At 35.0% G+C, this 23,027-nt stretch carries 16 protein-coding genes, 1 tRNA gene and 1 pseudogene; 4 read left to right on the forward strand and 14 right to left on the reverse strand.

The window, feature by feature from the left end; all coding sequences use genetic code 11:
- The first annotated feature begins 91 nt into the window (after positions 1-91).
- A complete protein-coding gene (locus wVul_RS02450; RefSeq protein WP_047759002.1) occupies positions 92-613 on the forward strand; it encodes an RDD family protein in 522 nt (173 codons plus the stop codon).
- Between the two features lie 78 nt (positions 614-691).
- Here wVul_RS02450 and purD read toward each other — a convergent pair whose 3' ends face one another.
- Together purD and serS are read right to left on the reverse strand one after the other, a co-directional pair.
- A complete protein-coding gene (gene purD / locus wVul_RS02455; protein ID WP_047759003.1) occupies positions 692-1,963 on the reverse strand; it encodes a phosphoribosylamine--glycine ligase in 1,272 nt (423 codons plus the stop codon).
- Positions 1,964-1,997: 34 nt separating this feature from the next.
- Positions 1,998-3,275 carry a serine--tRNA ligase gene (gene serS, locus wVul_RS02460; protein ID WP_047759100.1) on the reverse strand — a complete coding sequence of 426 codons (1,278 nt, stop codon included), beginning with the start codon at positions 3,273-3,275 and terminating at the stop codon, positions 1,998-2,000.
- Between the two features lie 136 nt (positions 3,276-3,411).
- Here serS and wVul_RS02465 point away from each other — a divergent pair, with 136 nt between their 5' ends.
- Together wVul_RS02465 and dusB are read left to right on the forward strand one after the other, a co-directional pair.
- A complete protein-coding gene (locus tag wVul_RS02465) occupies positions 3,412-4,623 on the forward strand; it encodes a Ulp1 family isopeptidase (protein ID WP_153295465.1) in 1,212 nt (403 codons plus the stop codon).
- A gap of 28 nt (positions 4,624-4,651) precedes the next feature.
- Positions 4,652-5,602, forward strand: coding sequence for a tRNA dihydrouridine synthase DusB (dusB, locus tag wVul_RS02470; RefSeq protein ID WP_047759004.1), 951 nt, complete (start codon positions 4,652-4,654; stop codon positions 5,600-5,602).
- Positions 5,603-5,639: 37 nt separating this feature from the next.
- Here dusB and wVul_RS08410 read toward each other — a convergent pair whose 3' ends face one another.
- From wVul_RS08410 to rpsL, 12 genes are all read right to left on the reverse strand, one after another.
- Positions 5,640-14,159, reverse strand: a complete 8,520-nt coding sequence (locus wVul_RS08410) for a DNA-directed RNA polymerase subunit beta/beta' (RefSeq protein WP_153295467.1) — start codon at positions 14,157-14,159, stop codon at positions 5,640-5,642.
- A 59-nt stretch (positions 14,160-14,218) separates the two neighbouring features.
- Positions 14,219-14,617, reverse strand: a complete 399-nt coding sequence (rplL, locus tag wVul_RS02485; RefSeq protein ID WP_047759005.1) for a 50S ribosomal protein L7/L12 — start codon at positions 14,615-14,617, stop codon at positions 14,219-14,221.
- 26 nt (positions 14,618-14,643) lie between these two features.
- A complete protein-coding gene (rplJ, locus tag wVul_RS02490) occupies positions 14,644-15,162 on the reverse strand; it encodes a 50S ribosomal protein L10 (protein ID WP_047759006.1) in 519 nt (172 codons plus the stop codon).
- A 12-nt stretch (positions 15,163-15,174) separates the two neighbouring features.
- The gene (gene rplA, locus wVul_RS02495; RefSeq protein ID WP_047759007.1) at positions 15,175-15,828 is read right to left on the reverse strand and encodes a 50S ribosomal protein L1; all 654 of its coding nucleotides are present in this window, start codon (positions 15,826-15,828) and stop codon (positions 15,175-15,177) included.
- A gap of 4 nt (positions 15,829-15,832) precedes the next feature.
- Complete coding sequence (locus tag wVul_RS02500; protein WP_047759008.1) at positions 15,833-16,273, reverse strand: 50S ribosomal protein L11; 441 nt, start codon at positions 16,271-16,273, stop codon at positions 15,833-15,835.
- A 2-nt stretch (positions 16,274-16,275) separates the two neighbouring features.
- Positions 16,276-17,112 carry a transcription termination/antitermination protein NusG gene (gene nusG / locus wVul_RS02505; protein WP_047759009.1) on the reverse strand — a complete coding sequence of 279 codons (837 nt, stop codon included), beginning with the start codon at positions 17,110-17,112 and terminating at the stop codon, positions 16,276-16,278.
- Positions 17,102-17,311, reverse strand: coding sequence for a preprotein translocase subunit SecE (gene secE / locus wVul_RS08415; RefSeq protein WP_153295469.1), 210 nt, complete (start codon positions 17,309-17,311; stop codon positions 17,102-17,104). Before secE ends, nusG begins: the two co-directional genes overlap by 11 nt.
- A 10-nt stretch (positions 17,312-17,321) precedes the next feature.
- A tRNA-Trp gene (locus wVul_RS02510) sits at positions 17,322-17,394 on the reverse strand.
- 12 nt (positions 17,395-17,406) lie between these two features.
- On the reverse strand, positions 17,407-18,579 hold the full coding sequence (gene tuf, locus wVul_RS02515; RefSeq protein WP_047758937.1) for an elongation factor Tu: 1,173 nt from the start codon (positions 18,577-18,579) through the stop codon (positions 17,407-17,409).
- 12 nt (positions 18,580-18,591) lie between these two features.
- The gene (fusA, locus tag wVul_RS02520) at positions 18,592-20,658 is read right to left on the reverse strand and encodes an elongation factor G (protein ID WP_047759010.1); all 2,067 of its coding nucleotides are present in this window, start codon (positions 20,656-20,658) and stop codon (positions 18,592-18,594) included.
- A 21-nt stretch (positions 20,659-20,679) separates the two neighbouring features.
- A complete protein-coding gene (rpsG, locus tag wVul_RS02525; protein WP_047759011.1) occupies positions 20,680-21,156 on the reverse strand; it encodes a 30S ribosomal protein S7 in 477 nt (158 codons plus the stop codon).
- 5 nt (positions 21,157-21,161) lie between these two features.
- On the reverse strand, positions 21,162-21,536 hold the full coding sequence (rpsL, locus tag wVul_RS02530) for a 30S ribosomal protein S12 (protein WP_047759012.1): 375 nt from the start codon (positions 21,534-21,536) through the stop codon (positions 21,162-21,164).
- 427 nt (positions 21,537-21,963) lie between these two features.
- Here rpsL and prmC point away from each other — a divergent pair.
- Positions 21,964-22,814: pseudogene (gene prmC, locus wVul_RS02535) on the forward strand (peptide chain release factor N(5)-glutamine methyltransferase).
- The last annotated feature ends 213 nt before the right edge of the window (positions 22,815-23,027 follow it).

Raw genomic sequence — 23,027 nt, forward strand, 5'->3', positions numbered from 1 at the left:
GCTAATATTACCCAAATTAGTATATTTACGGTTATTTAATAACGTACTTTTATATTAGTTGGTAATACTATGAACTATAGGTGGGGCGCATATGAATACTGAAACGAGTGTTAAAGTAAATTATGTAGGATTTACAAGGCGTACTGTAGCAGCAATACTTGATCAAATCATATTCCTCTTCCCTTTACTTATTGTTATGCTTATATCTTTAGGTAAAGATGATTTTCTTCGAGCATTTAAACAACCAGAAACAGTAACATTATTAGAAGAATTTTTTGTAACAGTCATAATATTGGTGCCATTCACAGTATTACAAATATTAATGATAACAAGACTCGGCGGCACTCCAGGAAAGCTGTTGTGTGGCATATGTATTAAAGACGCAAATACATTTAAAAACGTCACTCTAATGCAAGCAACAATAAGATGTATTTTTCAGGAAGGCATTTGGATTATTCATGATTTTCTGTTTTATCTGCTGCCTGATTATGTTTCTACATGTTTTTTTATTATACTAATTTTAGCTTTAATGTTTGCAATATTTGATCAACGTAAACAAACATTCTATGATAAATTTGCAAGAACAGTGGTAATAGACTATAAATCTAGTTGATATTTTTCTTTAGTTGTCTGTATTACTACCTGCAAAGTAACTTTTTTCGTTTCTATATGGGCTACCTGCTAGCTAACGTTAACTACCAATATCATACCTGAAGAACCCCCCTGGCCATTCTAGAAAATTTAACGCTGAGTACACTTTACTTTTAGCTTCTTCCACAGTGTTTCCTTCTCCTACTATATTTAGCACCCTTCCGCCATCGGAAATCCAATTGCCACTTTCATCCAACTTAGTACCAGCATGAAACACTAATATACCAGGTATGTTTTCAATTTTATCCAATCCTTTAATTACCTCTCCCTTTCGATAATCACCAGGATAGCCTTTACTTGCAACAACTACACAAACTGTAGCTTTATCATTAAATTTCACCATTTTTGTGCTTAACTTGCCTTCTGCAACTGACAACATCAATTTTAACAAATCACAGTTTGGGTCAAGCCTAGGTAACATGGATTGTATTTCCGGGTCACCAAATCTAACATTATACTCAAGAAGCTTTGGGTTATCTTTGCAAATCATTAAACCAGCAAAGAGCACTCCCTTATAAGATGTTCCCATGTTAGTCAGTGCTTGAATTGTAGGGTATATTATTTTTTGTATAATCTTTTGCTCCATATCCTTACTTATAATTGAAGGTAATGAGTACGACCCCATGCCTCCAGTATTTTGGCCCTTGTTATTTTCACCAACTCTCTTATAATCTCTTGCACATCCAAGAGTTACTACTTTCAACCCATCAACAAGAGCAAAAAAACTTACTTCTTCTCCAATTAAAAATTCTTCTATGATTATTTCTTCACCTGATTCACCAAGATTTTTCTCCACTAGCATTGAATCTATTGCTGAAAAAGCTTCATTTTCTGTGTGGCATATTATGACGCCTTTCCCTGCTGCAATTCCATTTGCTTTAATTACAAGCGGCAATTTTATTCTATTACTACGCACAAAATTTTTAGCTAACCTTTCATCAATAAAACGCTCATACTTGGCGGTTGGTATACCATATTGTTTACATAGTTCCTTCGTAAAAGACTTTGATGCCTCAAGTTTTGCAGCTGCCTGACTTGGAGCAAAAATATTTATTCCCTCTGCAGTTAAATCATCAGCAAGCCCATTAATTATTGGTTGCTCTGGACCAATAATCACTAACTCTATATTTTTTCTCTTGCAAAATTGTGTAACATCTACTGAATCTTGAATATTTATATTCACAAGAACTCCAAAATTTTCCATGGCCGAGCGACCAGGAGTAACATATAACTTAGTCAAGCTAGGAGACTTCTTTAGAGCCCAAAGTAAAGCATGTTCACGCCCACCAGAACCTATAACCAAAACCTTCATCTTTATTTCCTCGCTTTTCTATATGTCAAAATTATTATTTGCTTATAACAGTATCATTACTCATATATTTTTGCAACACGTTTGGTATTGTAACCGACTCATCGGAATTTTGATAATTCTCCATTATGGCAATAATAGTTCTACCTATAGCTAAAGCTGTGCCATTTAAAGTGTGCAGGTATTTTTTTGTTTTTCTATCAGTTTCCGAGAAGTATTTAGTGTTCATCCTCCTTGCCTGAAATGCACCACAATTTGAGCAGCTTGATATTTCTCTGTATTTATTTTGCTCAGGTAACCACACCTCTATGTCATAAGTCTTTTGTGCAGCAAAGCCCATATCGCCACTGCAAAGCAGCATTACTCTGTATGGCAATTCTAATTTTTTTAATATCTCTTCAGCAACACTCGTCATACGCTCAAACTCATCATTTGATTGGTCTTCAGTTGTGATGCTTACTAACTCCACTTTACCAAATTGGTGTTGCCTTATCATGCCCCTGGTATCGCGACCTGCACTACCTGCTTCTTTACGAAAGCACTCCGAATAGGCAGTAAAACGAATAGGCAGTTCTTTTTCCTCTACTATTTTATCAATAACCAAATTTGTTAAAAACACTTCACTTGTGGGAATCAATCTCAATTCGTCGGTAGTTAAATACGAATCGTCAGAAAATTTCGGTAGCTGACCAACATTATACATAGCTTCGTTTTTCACCAAAGCTGGGTGATACACCTCAGTATAGCCAAATTCATTAACATGCATTTCAAGCATAAAATTTATTAGCGCTCGTCCAAGCTTAGCTAACTGTCCTTTTAATATCGCAAATCTTGATCCGGAAATTTTCGCCGCTTGTTCGAAGTCCATTAAACCTAATTTTTCTCCAAGTTCATAGTGAGATTTTGGTGTAAAATCAAATTGCCTTTTTTCTCCACACCTTCTAATTTCTATGTTAGAGTTTTCATCCGCACCTATTGGTACATCTTGCGAAGGGACATTCGGTAAATTAGATAAGGTATTCATTAACTTATCTTTTTCTACCTGCTCTTTTAAACTAGCTGCCTCTATCTCATTTGTGATGCTTTTTGATAACTCTATTTGCTTTTCACAGGGGCTTTTGTTCATTTTAAGCTTCTTTATTTCTTCTGTGACTTCGTTGCGTTGCTTATTTAAAGCTTGTAGTCTAGTAGTCAGTGATCTTTTTTCATGATCAATACCCAATATTTCTTCTGTAGTAAATTCTTCCATCCCTCTGCTTTTCATTGCTTTTTCAAATCCTTCAGGGTTTTTGCGTATATGTTCTATATCATGCATATATTGTGCTATTACTAACATCATTACTGTACTTCAAAAGTTTCTAACATTCAATATTTTTGCATACAATGCAGATAAATGCTAATATTGATTTTACCTCCAGAATTTGCTAGAATTAATTAACGTAAAATATAATATGTTAGGCATCATAGAAGAATACAATGAATTTAAAGAGAGTACTCACTTCACCAAACTTAAGGATGATGGAAGATTTGCTATCTACGCTTTTGGTATATATCTAGCAGCTACATTTACTGTTGGCTGTTTGGGGTTGATAATAGGGTCTACCCTCTTAACTTTACCACTTGCTATGCTAATTTTTCATCCTGTAGCTTGGATCTTAATGGGAATAGTGCTCACAGTGATATACAAAATGGTTGTTGAGCCCTTATTTCACTGGGTAAAGGGTTATGTTGATGGAAAAGGAGCTTCAAAGGAAAAAGAGAGCAATACTAAAACTGATGAGCTGTCAAAATCACCAGAGCAAGAGCAGGCTGTAAATAATCAAGGAAATCCAAAAACTCCAGATACAGATAGTGGTATTATACCAGGCAGTGAACCCGATTCAAGGAACAGCAGTCGTAGAAGCTCTTTGGATAGTGGTTTGGGTGGTAAAGAGTTTCATGAAAATTTGGACACTCTTGTGCATCAGACAAACAGAAAAAACTATAGTTACTGGTTAGATGATAATGACATTACACATATTGCAAGAGTTGTGTATAAGTACTCAAAAAATGGACATAGCAACAATAACGTCTATTTTCTTGCCCCTGGCTATTCTGATGGCTGGGATGAAATCACAAGACAGTTCCTTCAGAATTACAGAGGTGAATTGGAACAAAACCCTAGATTGATATTTACTTCGGTTTTTCATATTAACAATAATCATTGGGTAACTTTGGTCATTAAACCTGATGCAGGTAATAAGAAATTTAGAGCTTATTACTGCAACTCATTTGGTGATCAATTGCCAAATAATTTGCTGGATATTGTTAAGGGAGGATTGCAAAAAGGGGAATGGATATTAGACATAAAAAGCTCCAAAACCCCACAACAAAGCGATGGGCATAACTGTGGAATATTCGCGTTAGAAAATGCTCGTATGATTACGCAAATGCTTAAAGAAGATAAATTATTTGATCAGATTGATGTAAAGCTATCGAAGTACACACCTGATTCAAAGCAATTGGAGGAGAAAAGAAGAGAGTTTGCAGAAGCACTCATGAATGATGAAAAATGGAAGGAAGATTTAAGGGGAGGACTTTTATGTAATCTTCCGAGAACGGCAACATCTCTGTCTTCCACTTCAGAGGTGCAGCATGCGGGCTCGTTTTGTAACATTACGTAGTTCACAATGAAGAATTATCATTAACCTCATGCCCCTCCAAATAGGAAGTTTGACGATTGATTCTCCGGTAATTTTAGCGCCAATGTCTGGGGTGACTGATTATCCGTTTAGAAGTATTGTGAAGAAACTTGGTGCAAGTTTGTTAGTCTCAGAAATGATTGCAAGCAGAGCCATGATTATACAAACTCGCCAGAGTCTGCAAAAAGCAAAAGTCGATGAATTAACTGCTGTGCAGCTTGCTGGGTGTGAGCCAGATGTTATGGCAGAAGCTGCAAAACTAAATGAGGATATGGGTGCAAAAATAATAGATATAAATTTCGGTTGTCCTGTTAAGAAAGTTGTAAACGGTTATGCAGGATCAGCGCTAATGCGTGATGAGAAAAAAGCAGCTGAGATAATTGAGGCCGTGGTCAAAGCAGTGAATGTGCCAGTTACGGTGAAAATGCGCACTGGATGGAACGATGAAAATCGCAATGCCCCGAGACTTGCGAAAATTGCCGAGGATTTAGGAGCAAAAATGATTACTGTGCATGGAAGAACAAGGGCACAGCTTTATAACGGTCAAGCAGATTGGAAATTCGTTAGAAATGTTAAAGAGCAAGTAAAAATTCCGGTTATAGTGAATGGTGATATTAAAAGCTTGGATGATATTCAAAACGCGCTCAAAGAATCAGGGGCAGACGGAGTAATGATAGGTCGTGGTGCTTACGGCAAACCTTGGTTGATTAATCAAGTAATGAATTTTTTAAGTAGAGGTGAAATTTCTGAACCGACAGCCTCAGAGAGGTTAAGCATAATACTCAAGCATTACGACAGTATTCTTGAATACTATGGAAACGACATAGGAATAAAGATAGCCCGCAAACATATAGGCTGGTACAGTAGTGGACTTAAAAATTCATCTGAATTTCGTGTAAGAGTAAATAGCATGACAGATAGCACAGAAGTAAAAGAAAATATAATCAATTTTTTTAATTAAAAAAAGTTGATTCAACATACTGTCTCGTTAGCTATATTCAATTCGACTGATCATAATGTGATGCCACCATACTCTCTTCTTCACCAGAACTTAAATGACAACCATTATCCCCCAAACATTTCTCGTCATAAGTTTCAATATCAAAATATTTTTCATACTTATCTATATTCTCACAAAGTGAAAGTGCCCTCACCTTATTCATAATCAAACCCGTACCAGCAGGAATTAATCTTCCTACTATAACATTTTCTTTTAATCCACTTAAAGGATCACTCTTTCCGCAGAATGCTGCTTCCGTCAGTACTTTTGTTGTCTCTTGGAAAGAGGCAGCAGAAATAAAAGAATTAGTTTCAAGACTTGCCCTAGTAATCCCCTGTAGAATAGGGAGATAATGAGCAGGCCGTTTGCCAGAGTTATTCATAGCACCGTTTTCTCTATCAACTTCCAGCTTGCCGACACTTTCGCCAACTAAGTACATAGTATCACCAGGGTCAGTAATTTCCACTTTTTGTAGCATTTGTCTTAAGATCACTTCTAAATGTTTGTTGTCTATGCGCACACCTTGTAACCTATAAACTTGTTGTATTTCAGAAATCATATAGTGTGCTAAAGCTTCTAACCCAAGCACACGTAGAATATCATGAAGATCAGGGTCACCATCCATTAATAAATCACCTTTACGCACAAAATCACCCTCATTGACTATCACATGCTTACTTCTTGATATCAGATACTCAACTGGAGAAATCTGTTCATCTACAGGTTTAATTAATATACTGCGTTTTCCTCTACGATCTTTCTCAGAAAACATTACACAACCATCTATTTCACTAACGATAGCATGCTCTTTAGAACGACGTGCTTCAAATAATTCTATAACCCTCGGCAAACCACCAGTAATATCACGAGTTTTAACTGACTCTCTTGGTGTTCTTGTAATAACATCACCTGCATGAACCTTCTGACCATCCTGTACATTAAGCACTGCACCAACCGGTATAAAGTAACATGCTTCAACACCACTTGCGAGCGTTATTACTTCGCCATTATCATCAAGGAGCGCAATACGAGGACGTAAATTAGCTCCACCAGAATACAATTTCCAATCTTTTACTACTCTATTTGATATTCCTGTAGATTCATCCATCACTTCAGTGATCGAAATTCCATCTTTTAAGTCCTTATAAGATATTGTACCAGTCTTTTCCGTAATAACAGGTAATGTATAAGGATCCCATTCCGCAATTTTATCACCAATTTTTACTAACTCACCCTCATTTATATAAAGTTTAGCACCATAAGGCACACTGTGCTTCAATTTTTCACTACCAAGGCTATCAATTAAGACGACTTCACAGGAACGGCTTATCACAATTTTATTTCCGTTTCTATCTATAATTATATTACTATTATTTAATTTTATTCTAGCATTAATAGAAGCTATAACATTTGAGGATTCAACACCTCTAGTCATTACTCCACCTATATGGAAAGTACGCATCGTTAACTGAGTACCTGGCTCCCCAACAGATTGAGCAGCTATTACACCAACTGCTTCGCCTATTGAAACAATTTTACCAGTTGCAAGATCTCTTCCATAACATAAAGAACATATACTGGAACTCACCTCGCAAGTCAAAGGTGACCTAATTTTTACAGCATCAAGACCCGCAATGTTGATTTGCTTTACCTTATCTTCATCAACTAATTCCCCTGCTTTTACTAATAACTGTTTTGTTACTGGGTTATATATATCATTTGCAGCTGTTCTACCTAGCACAACACTCTCTAGAGATGCAACTATAGTACTTCCCTCAACTATAGCCTTTACAATAAGACCATTTTTTGTTTTGCAGTCATATTTTGTAACTATGCAATTTTGAGATACATCAACTAAACGACGAGTTAAATACCCAGAGTTTGCAGTTTTAAGTGCAGTATCGGCTAAACCTTTACGTGCACCGTGAGTAGAATTAAAGTATTCAAAGACATTCAACCCTTCACGAAAATTAGAAATTATAGGCGTTTCTATAATCTCACCAGAAGGTTTAGTCATAAGCCCTCGCATTCCTGCTAGCTGCTTCATCTGGGAAGTAGAACCTCTTGCACCGGAGCTAACCATCATGTATATTGAATTGTACTTACTATTTTCATCATATACAGATATCGCTTTTAACATATCATTCGCTATCATATCTGTGCACTTAGACCACTCATCTATAACCTTATTATACCTCTCACTTCTAGTGATTAGCCCATCTTGATATTGTGCAGAGAATTTCTTAATTTCACCCCTTGTATAATCAACATGTGTAGCTTTAGTCCCAGGTATAACCATATCGCAACGACTAAAAGAAGTACCGGAAAATGTAGCATACTCAAAGCCAAGTGTCATCAATTTATCAGAAAATGCCACTGTAGCACTTTGACCACAATTACGATATACCAAATCAACTATGCTAGCTATTTCCTTCACTGTTAATACCTGATTTATTAGATCGAAGCTTAGATTCTCATGTTTAGGAAAAATCTGCCATAATATTAAACGTCCAGGAGTTGTACAAACAATTTTATAGTGAATGTTTCCATCGTTATTAATATACTCCATTTTGCACTTTATATTAGAATGAATATGTAGAGTACCATTGTTTAAGGAATGCTCAACTTCACAAAAAGCACTAAAAAGTGATAAGCTATCTTCCTTAAGTTGCTGTAGAGTCAGATAGTATATACCAAGTACTATATCTTTACTAGGAACTATAATTGGTCTTCCATTAGAAGGACTCAAAACGTTATTTATTGACATCATCAATACTCTAGCTTCAAGTTGAGCTTCTAATGAAATTGGCACATGCACTGCCATTTGATCACCATCAAAGTCAGCGTTAAATGCTGTACAAACAAGTGGATGAAGCTGTATTGCTTTACCTTCAATAAGGACTGGCTCAAAAGCCTGAATACCAAGCCTATGTAGCGTAGGCGCTCTATTTAGCAAAACAGGATGCTCTTTTATTACTTCTTCAAGCATATCCCAAACTTCTGGCTTTTCTGCTCTTATTAATTTACTAGCAAATTTAATAGTTGGAGCTATGCCATATATCTTAAGCTTTGAGTAAATAAAAGGTTTAAATAACTCAAGAGCCATTCTTTTTGGTAATCCACACTGATTTAGTTTTAAAGTTGGACCAACAACTATTACAGAACGTCCAGAGTAATCTACCCTTTTTCCTAAAAGATTCTGACGGAAACGACCTTGCTTTCCTTTCAGCATATCACTAAGAGACTTTTTATATCCAGTAGCGCCAGCTTTATTTATCAGAGTATTACGACGACTATTATCAAAAAGAGAATCAACTGCCTCTTGTAGCATTCTTTTCTCATTACGAATCATAATCTCAGGAGGATTTAAACTTAACAATTTTTCCAATCTTCTACTTCTATTATTAATACATCTATAATGATGATTCAGATCAGAAACTGCAGGGCGACCACTTTCAAGCGATACCAAAGGACGCAAATCAGGTGGTAAAATAGGTATAGTTGTAAGTATCATCCACTCAGGCCTGTTTCCAGACTTGATAAAATTTTCAACAATACGCAATCTCTTTATAATTTTCTTTCTTCTCATTTCAGAAGCAACAGACTCTAACTCCTGTCTTAAATTCTTTCTAATTTCATGTAAATCAAGGTGCGTTAGCAGTTCTCTTATAGCTTCAACACCTTGCATAGCTACAAAGCTATCGACCCCATAGCTATCTTTAGCTTCATTATAAGCTTTCTCACTAATAATTTCACCTTTTTCGAAAGAGGAAACAAGAGAATCTATCACAACATAATTATTACTATATAAAATACTCTCAATATCTCTCAGAGACATATCTAATAATGCTCCAATTCTTGAAGGAAGTGACTTCAAAAACCATATATGAGTAACAGGAGATGCAAGCTCTATATGACCCATTCTCTCTCTCCTTACTTTGGAAGATGTAACTTCTACTCCACATTTTTCGCATATACGGCCCCTATATCTCCTTTTTTTGTACCTTCCACATAAACATTCATCATCATTGACAGGACCAAAAACTTTAGGACAAAATAACCCACCTTTCTCAACTTTGAATGTACGATAGTTTACGGTTGAAATATCCGTTATCTCTCCACAAGACATACGCCTAATACTTTCAGGGCTAGCAATAGAAATGCTAACCTCATTAAAAGATTGTGCAATGTTAGTATGGGATATATCTTCAATTACTATGCCATTTTGCTTCAAATCCACATTTAAACACAAGGAACGCAGCTCTTTTATCATCACATTAAAGGATTCAGGAATTCCACATTCAAAATTACTATCACCTTTTATTATCGACTCATAAATCTTAACCCTACCATTAATATCATCAGACTTCACAGTTAACATTTCCTGCAAAGTATAAGCAGCACCATAGGCTTGCAATGCCCAACATTCCATTTCACCAAAACGCTGACCACCAAAATGAGACTTTCCTCCAAGAGGCTGTTGAGTAACCAAACTATAAGGTCCTACTGAACGCGCATGAATTTTACCATCTACTAAGTGGTGCAACTTAAGCATGTACATGTAACCAACTGTAACTTTGCGGTCGAACTTCTTACCTGAACAACCATCATATAATACAACTTGCCCAGAGTTATCCAACCCAGCAAGTTCAAATAGCTTTACTATTTGTTCATCTTTTGGACCTTCAAATACAGGTGCAGCAACAGGAATGCCATTACGTAATTTATGCGCAAATTCAATGAGATTATTATCGCTAATATCATGAATATTATTACAAACAGATACATTACTGCCACAACTATAAACCTCAGTAAGGAAGTTACGTAAACTGCTGTGTGCACCCTTACAAGAGTTAAAATAATTCTCTACTAATGTAGTCAATTCATTATTTAGTTCATCCTTATTAGGCATATCTAAAATAGAAGCTGTTATTTCATCATCATTAATATCCTCAATTTTTTTATTATCAAGATATGCTGCTGCAAATTTTACAAAATCATCATCATTAAGAGATTTAATTCCCTCACAAAAAGCACGTTTGATTTTATTGATCTCGTCAAGAATATTGCCTACTTTTTCTCCTAATTTTTTACAAGCCCAACCTACATGCGCTTCCAATATTTGCCCTACATTCATTCGTGAAGGAACGCCAAGAGGGTTAAGAATAATATCAATAGGAGTACCATCTTCCAAATAAGGCATATCTTCCACTGGAACAACTCGAGAAATCACACCTTTATTTCCATGTCTACCAGCCATTTTATCTCCTGGTTGCAGACTATGTTTCACAGCAATGAAAATTTTTACTGACATTGACACACCCTGAGGTAAATCATAACCTTCATGTAATTTTTCTACTTTTTTCTTAAATTGTGCTATTGCATTTGATATCTTTTGATTAAAATCCTCTTTTAAGCTCTCAACTTGCTTAGAAATAGATTGGTTTTTTAATCCTATACCCCACCATACCTCACGTTCAATAAAATTAATACTTTCTCGATCTTGAGAGCCAGAACTAATAAGAAGTTTTTTCAATTCATCATAGAAATATTGACTAATAACATTGATTATATGATCTCGCTCTTTCTCAAAGTCATTTACCTCTTTTTGCTTAATGAGAAATGCCCTTTCATTTTCTTCTCCCCCCCTGCGTGTAAAGACTTGCACGTCAATCACTGTCCCTTCAATATCCGGAGATGTATATAAAGAGGAATCCGCACAATCAAATGACTTTTCACCAAAAATTGTCATTAACAGTTTTGTCTCAGGAGGCAATGAAAGAGAATGCTTAGGTGTAACTTTCCCCACCAAAATATAGCCCGGACCAACTCTTGTACCAATTTTCACTATACCACTATCATCCAAGTGATAAAGATTTTCTTCATTAACACCGGGTATGGCACGAGTTATTTTTTCTGACCCTAAAGGAGTATCATGCACAACACATTCAAATTCTTCTATATGAATAGAAGTAAAGAGATCTTTTTTAACAACTTCACTAGAAATAATAATTGAGTCTTCAAAATTATAACCTTGCCAAGACATAAAAGCAACTAGCAAGTTTTGACCAAGTGCCAATTCACCATTATTAATAGCAGGACCATCAGCTATCACATCACCTTTCTTAACACAATCACCTACATGCACCAGTGGTCTCTGATTAATACAAGTATTATGATTAGAACGCTGAAATTTCCTTAGATGATAAATATCTACATCCAAGTAGTTAACCCCTTCTTTATCAAAAACACGTATAACTATAGAGTTACTATCAGAGCTATCAACTATGCCATCACGTTTTGCTAAAACTACAGCACCAGAGCCAGAAGCTACGAAAGACTCCATACCAGTAGCAACCAAAGGAGCAGTAGGCTTCAATAAAGGTACAGCTTGACGTTGCATATTTGAACCCATTAGTGCTCTATTAGCATCATCATTTTCTAAAAATGGAATTAAAGAAGCAGCAACTGATATTACCTGCTTAGGAGATAAATCAATGTAACTCACTTGGTTACTACTTACCATGACAAAAGTACCAGCATATCTACAATACAGCATATCATCAACAAAGCAATTGTTTTCATCAAGCTTTGCACTGGTATCAGCTATATAATATAAACCTTCATCTATAGCAGACAGATTCTCAATTTGATCAGTAACAACCTTATTCACTACTTTCCTATAAGGACTTTCAATAAACCCATATTTATTAATACGAGCGTATATAGCCAAGCTGTTAATTAAGCCTATATTTTGCCCCTCAGGAGTTTCAATAGGGCAAATTCTTCCGTAATGAGTTGGATGAACATCACGCACTTCAAATCCCGCCCTTTCTCTTGTTAAACCACCAGGACCTAACGCCGACAACCTTCTTTTATGTGTTATTTCAGATAATGGATTAGTCTGATCCATAAATTGAGATAATTGAGAAGAATTGAAAAAATCTCTTAAGACATTGGTTAACACTTTTGGGTTTATAAAATCGGATGGAGAGACTTTATCTAAACTAGAAGTAGACATAGAATCAACTACTGCCCGCTCCAATTTTAATAATCCAGTTCTAAATTGATTTTCTATAAATTCCCCAACTGAACGTACTCTTCTATTTGCTAAATGATCAATATCATCTACAGATCCTTGACCATCACGTAACAATACTATTTTTCTTATAATTCCAATAATGTCTCCATGTGTTAAAGTAGTTAAATTTTCGTCATAATTTAACCCAAAGCAAGAGTTAAGTTTTAATCTACCAATATCAGACAGATCATAATATTCTTGATTGAAGAAAAGATTATGGAAAAATTCCTCTACTATCTCTAAAACAGGAACTTCACCGGGACGTAAAACTTTATATATTTCGTATAGCGCATTCTGATAAGACATATTTTCATCTAAGAAAAGTGTATTTAATATATAAGGTCCAACAGAAACATTATCTATGTTCAATACTGATATTTTATCTATAGATAACAACTCAAGCTTTTTTACATCCTCTAATTTTATAGGTTCACCAGCAGATAAAACTTTTGCAGAACTAGCACTATCTATTAAATCTTCTGCAAGAAATAAATCACATATAGAATCAGAAGGCACCAGATACTCTTTCAATCCATCTTCATGCATCTTTTTGGCTAGCCTTGCGGTAATACGAACATTAGCTTTAAGCAGGATATTACCTGTAACATCCCTTAAGTCAAAAGGCAATCTAACTCCCTTAAATTTATCAGGAGTGAAAGGTACTTTCCAACCACTTTTATGTTTTACATACTCTACTTTTTCATAAAATTTATTAAGTATATCATTATTTGATAGGCCAAAAGCCTTTAATAAAACTGATATTGGCAATTTTCTCTTTCTATCAACACGAAAATACAAATGATCTTTAACATCAAACTCAATATCAAGCCAAGAACCTCTATAAGGAATAACTCTGGCAGAATAGATCAATTTACCAGAATTGTAAGTTTTCCCCTTATCACTATCAAAAAACACTCCAGGAGATCTATGCATTTGTGAAACGATAACTTTTTCTACGCCATTAATGATGAAAGTGCCATTATCAGTCATCATAGGCAGTTCACAAAAGCGAACTTCTTGCTCTTCAACAGATTTTATAACAGTTGCAAATTTAGAATGATCGCCACTCTCTTTAATTGATTTATATTCATCAAGAGAAACACCATCCTGCATAATAACAAGACGTATAGAAGCAATAACCTGAGCAGAAAAAGTTATACCACGTTTTATACATTCAGATTCATTATACTTAAGATCATCTACCCTACAACTCATAAACTCGATAGTAGCCCTATGCAAAGGATCATTTATTGGAAAGATTGTATGAAAGATAGCTTCAAGCCTTTTATTATCCTTACTATTAGAACTAAAGGAACTATATGATTCCTTTTGAACTTTAACCAAATCTAACAAAGAATCTTTTAAATCAATCGACCTGGAATAAGAAACTCTAGGAACAAAAGCACTAGAAGCACACATATAAGAAGAATCAATCATTAAAATACCTTCAACTAATTAAAAGAGCTATATCAACATAAAATTAATATACTAACACTTTATTCAAACTCAACTTTAGTTGCTCCTGCTTCAATAAGTTTTTGCTTTATTTTTTCTGCTTCGTCTTTAGAAACATTAGCAATCAAATCTTTAGGCAAAGATTCAACCAACTCTTTTGCTTCTTTTAAACCCAATGTAGAATTAACCTCTCTAGTAGCTTTAATAACTCCTATTTTTTTGCTCGCATCAATTTCTTTAATTACAACTTTATACTCAGCTTTTTCTTGAGCAGCAGGAGCGGCATTATCACTAATAGGCGCCCCAGCACCAACAGCTCCACCAAGAAAAGAATTAGCAGGCAACCCTATTTTCTCTTCTAGAACTTTTACAAGTTCAGAAGCCTCTATTAGTTTTAAATCTAATATTTTATTAGCTAAATCACTTATTACATTACTCATAATTACCACCTTACTTAACAACAAATTTATTTTTTAGAACTATAATAATCCAAAACTCTCATAAGCCTCATAGAAGATGAATTAATAGACAACGCCAATCGAGCAGGAATATCATAAGATATTAAACGCATAATTTTAACACGTAATTCATCCAGAGAAGGCAATTTAGCCAATTTATTAACATCTTCCACTGTCAACAATTCATTTATATGAGCTGCACAAATTACAGACATTTTTTCTTTATTAGTATTAACAAAATCAACTATTAATTTTGCAGCTTCTACTATGCCACTAGAGTATATAATAGCAACAGGACCAGAAAATTTGCCTGATAAATAAGAAAATCTGCCAGTCCTTTCCAAAGCTAAGCAGGCTAGAGTGTTTTTAACTACCAACATCCCACTCATTACAGACTTTAGGCTATTCCTAAGAATTAATGAATCATTAACATTCATAGACTTAAAATTTACCAATATTAAGAAATCATTATTTACAAATATATTCATTATGCTCTGTATAAATTCATCCTTATCTTTACGCTTCACGGTACCACTCCCCTAAATTATATCTTCTATTTTGTTTATTTTATAAGCTTTACCCATAGTTGAATTTAAAAAAACACCTTTAAAGTAAACTCCTTTTACAGAAGTAGGTTTATTATCTTTAATTACTTTAAGAAAGGCTTTTAAATTTTCCAATAAATTATCAACATCGAACTTAACACTCCCTAACTTACCATGAATAATACCACTCTTATCTGTCCTAAATCTTATTTGACCAGACTTAATAGTTTTAATAGCCTCCTCAACATTAGAAGTCACAGTACCAAATTTAGGATTAGGCATCAGCCCTTTAGCACCCAATATTTTTGCAATAGGAGTAATTTTTACAATAAAATCAGGAGTAGTGATGCACCAATCAACATCCAACTTTTTACCTTTTTTTATTTCTTCAACTAAATCCTCTCCCCCTGCAATATCAGCATCAGCTTTTTTAGCTTCTAATAAATGCTTACCCTGAGCAAAAACAGCCACTTTAATATCCTTTCCAATACCTTTAGGTAAAACTACTGTACCACGCACCTGCTCTTCAGATTTACGAGAATCTATTCCTAAATTGACTGCAATATCAATTGATTCATTAAATTTTGCTGAAGCAAACTCAATAATCTTCTTCAAACACTGCTTAGGATTATCATTATATGTATTCATTTACCTAACCTTCCACAACTTCTATACCCATAGATTTTGCAGTGCCTACAACCATTTTCACTGCTGAATCTTCATTACCCACTTTCATATCAACCATCTTGCACTTTGCCACTTTAATTATAGCAGACATAGGTAATTTAGTCACTAATTCTTTACCAGGATTACCAGAACCTTTAGTTAATTTAGCCTCCTGCTTAAGTAAATAAGCCACAGGCGGACCGCTAACAGTAAAATCATGAGAGCGATCATCCTTTATGGAAATTCGCACTGTTACTAAATCGCCTACTTTATAATTAGCGTTAGCAGCGCTAGTAACTTTATTAAAAGCTTCACAAAACTTAGGAACAGGTATACCACGCGGACCAAGTACTGAAGCAATTTTCGGTCCTGGAACTGCTTTTCCAGCTTCCATAAGTAAGTTAATCTTAGCAATTATAACACTCATAACTACTCCTCTATTTTTTCAACTTGAGCAAAATCAAGCCCTATTATTGTTGGCTTACCTAAAATCGATACTTCCACATTAATAATTTTTTTCTCATCATTTACCATATCTACCTTACCAGTAAAATTTTGAAAAAGACCATCATTGATTTTTACTTTTTCACCTTTCTCATAACCATAACTTAACTTTTTCGTTTCTTGAGCATTGTAAAGCGCACTACACATTGAGCGAATCTCATCATCCGTAATTACCTTTGGAACATTACCATTTTTCAAAAATCCATAAACCTTAAGAGATTTTGGTATATTATTGATAAAATTCAATACCTCATCACATAAATTCACGTATAAAAAAACATAACCAGGAAAGCATTTCCTCCGTGCAGCAATTTTTTTAGATTTTAAGTCCACCTCACTTAATTCTTCACAAGGAATAAAAACCCCATTAAAATAATTGTTAATACCCAATCTCATAGAATTTTCTAATATATGTTGGCGCACTTTCTCTTCATAATTAGAGGCAACTCTTAAAATATACCACTTATATCTATTAAATTCCTTGCGTTTTGAATTTATCTCATCATCTAAAATCTCCTCAAAATTACCAGACTCGTCACTACAAAATCCAATCATTTGATTCAAAATATTTTTGCTTTCATCACACAGATGCATACATATATATACTTCACATAACTCTTTTATATTAGACTTTGAGTTATATACTATCTGATAAGGAATAAATACCTCCTTAAAATAGACAGTATTGCTTACCAATTCACGTATATCTGATTCATACCCATAATCAACTTTAATGATATACCATTTATATTCACATCCCATAAATAATTCCAAACAAAGTCTTAATTATGTAAAGAGACATAAAATCCACGAAACAGAAGAAAATCGAAAAACATAATATAACAACTATTACAACAAACAGAGATGACAATACCTGCTGTTTTTTTATCCAAGCAATCCTCCTTATTTCTTGCTTTATATCACAAAAAAAACCACACAAATTTTTTAACATTTTTACCATAACATTAATGCAGGAGCGATAGGAATTGAACCTACAACCTCTGGTTTTGGAGACCAGTGCTCTACCAATTGAGCTACACTCCTATAATTCAAATCTTACTCCAAAATTTCCGAAACCACACCAGAACCAACAGTTCTACCACCTTCTCTTATCGCAAAACGCAACCCCTTATCCATTGCTATTGGTGCTTGCAATTCTACTTCTACACTCACATTATCTCCTGGCATTACCATCTCCTTCCCATCTAGCAATTTTATGCTCCCAGTTACATCCGTTGTCCTTAAATAAAACTGTGGCTGGTAATTCGCAAAAAATGGTGTATGCCTTCCTCCTTCTTCTTTCTTCAATATATATACCTCCGCATTAAATTTCTTATGCGGCGTTATTGTCCCCGATTTTGCTAATACTTGCCCTCTTTCCACCTCCTCTCTCTTTGTCCCCCTTAGTAATATCCCTACATTCAGCCCCGCACTCCCCTTATTCAGCAACTTCTTAAACATTTCTACACCAGTACATATCGTCTTTTGCGTCGCTTTTAGACCTATTATCTCTATCTCATCACCTGTTTTTATCTCTCCCTTTTCTATCCTTCCCGTTACTACCGTCCCACGCCCCGATATCGAAAATACATCTTCGATTGGCAATAAAAATGGTAAATCTACAGGCCTTGGTGGAATCTCCACATATTCATCTAATTTTCCCATCAATTTGTCTATTGATTTCTTTCCATATTTACTGCTATCATCCTCCAGCGCCTTGAGTGCTGAACCAACTATCACAGGTACTTCATCCCCCGGAAATCCGTACTTGCTCAGCAACTCTCTCACTTCCATTTCCACTAAATCTATCATATCAGCATCAGCAACATCAGCTTTATTTATGTATACCACGATATATCCAACACCCACCTGCTTTGCCAGCAATATATGCTCTCTCGTTTGTGGCATTGGCCCATCAACCCCCGACACCACCAATATTGCTGCATCCATCTGTGCTGCACCTACTATCATATTCTTTACATAATCAGCGTGCCCAGGACAATCAACGTGTGCATAATGCCTTTTTTCCGTCTGATATTCAACATGCGCTGTTGCTATTGTTATTCCCCTCTTTCTTTCTTCTGGCGCTTTATCTATTTGATCATATGCTATAAAGTTCCCGTAATGTTTTGTTATTGCCGCTGTTAACGTTGTCTTTCCATGATCCACATGTCCTATCGTTCCCACATTTACATGCGGCTTGTCAAATGCTTCTACTACTGCTGTCATAATTACTACCCTTTAATTATACTTTAACTCATCAACTACATATTGTGGCACTTGTTCATAACAAGAAAAATGCATACTATATTGAGCTCTTCCTTGAGAGATAGAACGCAAAATATTTATATAACCAAACATATTTGCAAGAGGTACAAAAGCAAGAATTATAGTACTACTATTATGCGTTTCCATACTCAAAACTTGCCCCCTTCTGCTATTTACATCACCCATTATATCACCCATATACTCTTCAGGTGTAATGATTTCAACCTTCATTATAGGCTCTAACATTTTTGGACCAGCTTTATTCGCCATCTCTTTAAAAGCACCTTTAGCAGCAAGTTCAAAAGCTAAAGGACTAGAATCAACCTCATGAAAAGCACCATCAAGAAGAATAGCCTTAAAATCAATCAATGGAAAGCCAGAAATGATACCACCTTCTTTTATCAATTCCAAACCATTTTGTACACCAGGAATATATTCCTTTGGAATTGCACCGCCTACAATTTTACTTTCAAATTGAAACCCAGAACCAGGCTCAAGAGGTTCAAATTTTATTTTAACCTTAGCAAACTGACCAGCACCACCTGATTGTTTTTTATGAGTGTAATCAATTTCAACAGATTTAGTGATAGTTTCACGATATGCAACTTGAGGTGCACCAACATTAACACCAATATTGAATTCACGCCTTAGCCTATCTATAATAATTTCAAGATGTAATTCACCCATACCTTTCAGTATAGTCTGACCGCTTTCCGCATTCACTAATATCCTTAAAGAAGGATCTTCCGCAACTAATCTATTCAAAGCAACACCTAATTTTTCCTGATCTGAAGTAGTTTTAGGTTCTATAGCAATTTCAATAACAGGCTCAGGAAATTCCATACGCTCCAATAATATAGGAAAATCAACAGAACATAAAGTATCCCCGGTGGTTGTTTTCTTTAATCCAACCAAGGCAACTATATCACCAACTTTAGCTTCGTTTATATCTTCTCTGTTATTTGCATGCATAAGCAGCATTCTACCAATCCCTTCAGTCTCATTTTTCCCTGCATTTAACACGATAGATTTAGATCTCAATTTACCAGAATAAATACGAATAAATGTCAAACTGCCTACAAATTTATCTGTCATCACTTTAAATGCAAGAGCAACGAATTTCTCCTTTTCTAAAGGTTTGATCTCAATTTTCTTTTCTGAATCTTTAGGATCAGTTCCAACAATTACATCAACATCAATAGGAGAAGGTAAAAAATCAACCACACCATCTAAAAGTGGTTGCACGCCTTTATTTTTAAAAGCTGATCCACATAATACAGGGACAAATTTTCCTTTAATGGCCCCACTTCTCACACATTTTTTCAATAAATCAACTGGTAAATCATTAGATTCAAAGTAAGTATTCATCGCCTCGTCATCCATCTCAGCTGCAGCATCTAATAAAAAATTTCGATATTCTTGAGCCTTATCAAACAAATCAGAAGGAACATCTTCATAAGAAAATTTAGCGCCTAACGTTTCTTCTTGCCATATAATGGCTTTCATAGAAATGAGATCGATTATACCTTTAAAATCTTTCTCACTTCCTATTGGTAACTGAATAACTAAAGGTGCTGCACCAAGCTTCGTTTTTATCATATTGACACATCGATAAAAATTTGCCCCTATTCTATCCATTTTATTAACAAAGCAGATACGAGGAACATTATATTTATCAGCTTGACGCCAAACTGTCTCAGATTGGGGCTCAACTCCAGCAACTCCATCAAATACAGCAACCGCACCATCTAAAACCCTTAAAGATCTCTCAACTTCAATAGTAAAATCAACATGACCAGGAGTATCTATTATATTAATCCTATGATCATTCCAAAAACATGTTGTTGCAGCAGAGGTAATTGTAATACCACGCTCTTTCTCCTGCTCCATCCAATCCATAGAAGCTGCACCATCGTGCACTTCACCAATTCTATTTTGTTTACCAGTATAAAATAAAATACGCTCTGTTGTGGTAGTCTTACCAGCATCTATATGAGCCATTATCCCTATATTTCTATACCTAGATATTAAAATTTCCATATTACAATCAATCAGCTAAAATTAAAAACGAAGATAAGAAAATGCCTTATTAGCTTCAGCCATTTTATATTTTTCTTCGCACATCTTAAACGCACCACCGCATTTATTATAAGCATCTAGTATTTCAGATTGCAGACAATCAACAGTAGTTTTGCCACTCTTTTGTCGAGTATCAGAAGCTGCTCTAGCAATCCACCTCAATGTTAAAGAAATCGCCCTCTCTTGCCGAACTTCAACAGGCACTTGATAAGTTGCACCACCAATACGTCGAGAACGCACTTCTATAGAAGGGGTAACATTTTCTACTGCTGTTTCAAAAATTGACAAAGCACCTTTGCCTATTTTCTTTTCAACTAAAGATAAAGCACTATAAGCAATCTTTTCTGCAATAGATTTTTTACCACATTTCATAATTGTGTTAATAAAACGCATAAGCAAGACACTGCCATAACGAGAATCAGGACTTGTTCTTTTTTTTGCTTTATTACGACGAGCCATAAATTTTAACCAGATTTCTTTACACCATATTTTGAACGAGCTTTCTTTCGATTTTGCACACCACGCAGATCAAGAGCACCTCTTATTATGTGATAACGCACACCTGGCAAATCTTTAACCCGCCCACCACGTATTAAAACAACAGAATGCTCTTGTAAATTATGACCTTCACCAGGTATATAAGCCGTCACTTCACCATATCCACTAATTTTTACTCTAGCTACCTTGCGTAGCGCTGAATTAGGCTTTCTAGGAGTTGTGGTATATACTTTAGTGCAAACACCCCTCCTTTGAGGATTGCATTCTCCTAAAGCTGGTACCTTTTTCTTGCAGATCAATCTTGATCTACCTTTAGACATCAATTGATTTATCGTAGGCATATGTTATAAACTCAAAGCTCTCAAAATAACTAAGTCTCTAGTTATAAAATAATAAACCTCAATAGTCAATATAAAAATAAACATTATCACTCTAATAATCTCAGCCTAACTGCTTTGAAAGCTACTGATAGTCATATGCCAAAGCGCAGATTAGCTTAAATATCAAAAAATTATCGCTTCACTTGCTATAGCTAAATTAGTATGGATATAGTGTGAAGGCTACCACAGAATATGCAAAGAATATTGCTTATAACAGAACCAAGAGCTTCTCACATTAACACCAATTGAATTAACCAGGTTACTTAGTAAATCCAGACGATTTTTACAATCCTACGCTTGACACTGGGATTGAGTGCAGCTATCCTAAGTTCAAAGTTTTACACTTAATTTTGCTGTCCTTAGCTAAAAGGAACACATTTTTAGAATAATGAAAACAATCACGCTTTAATTCAGGAAGGATCGAAGCTACTATCGTCACATAGAATTGAATCATCACATTTGGATTGTGAAATCATCATGCAGCATGTACTTGGAGTAGAAAGATCATTCATAATCATGAATCACACCAATCATGTACCAAGAAACAAAGAACTTTTATTCTGGGAATTAACAAAAAAAAGAGTAGAAAAATATCCAATATCGCAAATAGTAGGTAATCGTGAATTCTGGAGTAAAAATTTTATAGTTAACCAACATGTTCTAGATCCAAGGCCAGATAGTGAAACAGTAATCTCGACAGTATTAAAATATTACCCGAATAAGAAGCAAAAAATAAAAATTGCAGATTTTGGCACAGGCACAGGTTGTTTGTTGATCTCCGTGCTTAGTGAGTATGAATATGCTATTGGAGTTGGTTTTGAAAAAAGCCTGGAAGCATACAAAATTGCCTACCAGAACACAAAGAAACATAATCTTCTCAGCAGAGCTAAAATATTTCCAAATTCGTGGACAGAATGTAGAGGCTTATTTGATCTCATAATAAGCAATCCCCCATACATTAAAAGAAGTAAATTAAAAGATCTGCAAGCTGAAGTACAAAAGGAGCCAAGAATTGCTCTTGATGGAGGTATTGACGGATTGAACTGTTACTTGAGTATTTTTCCAATATTGAGAAAGTGCCTTAAAAAAGATGGGTTTGCAATACTGGAAATAGGCGAAGATCAAAGCAATATTGACAAAATAATACCCTCGTATGGACTAGCTTTTCAAGAATACATATATGATTTGGCTGGAATGAAAAGATGCATTGTTGTAAAGCAAGGTAAAGAATATGACTAGCAGAATGCTAACTTTCTAATCCGTAGGAACAAAAACTCCTTTACAAATTTCGTTAGTTCACTTATCATGACAATAAGGGTATTTATGACTCAAAACTTGTTTTTGACCTGCAGGCTCAATGACAAAAATTCAGTAAAAAACTTAGGGTACTTATTGGCGGATTACATAAAATTATAGCGGCTGCATGTCTTTTTTATTTTTTCTACATTCAGC

This window comes from Wolbachia endosymbiont of Armadillidium vulgare str. wVulC (assembly GCF_001027565.1).
GTDB lineage: Bacteria > Pseudomonadota > Alphaproteobacteria > Rickettsiales > Anaplasmataceae > Wolbachia.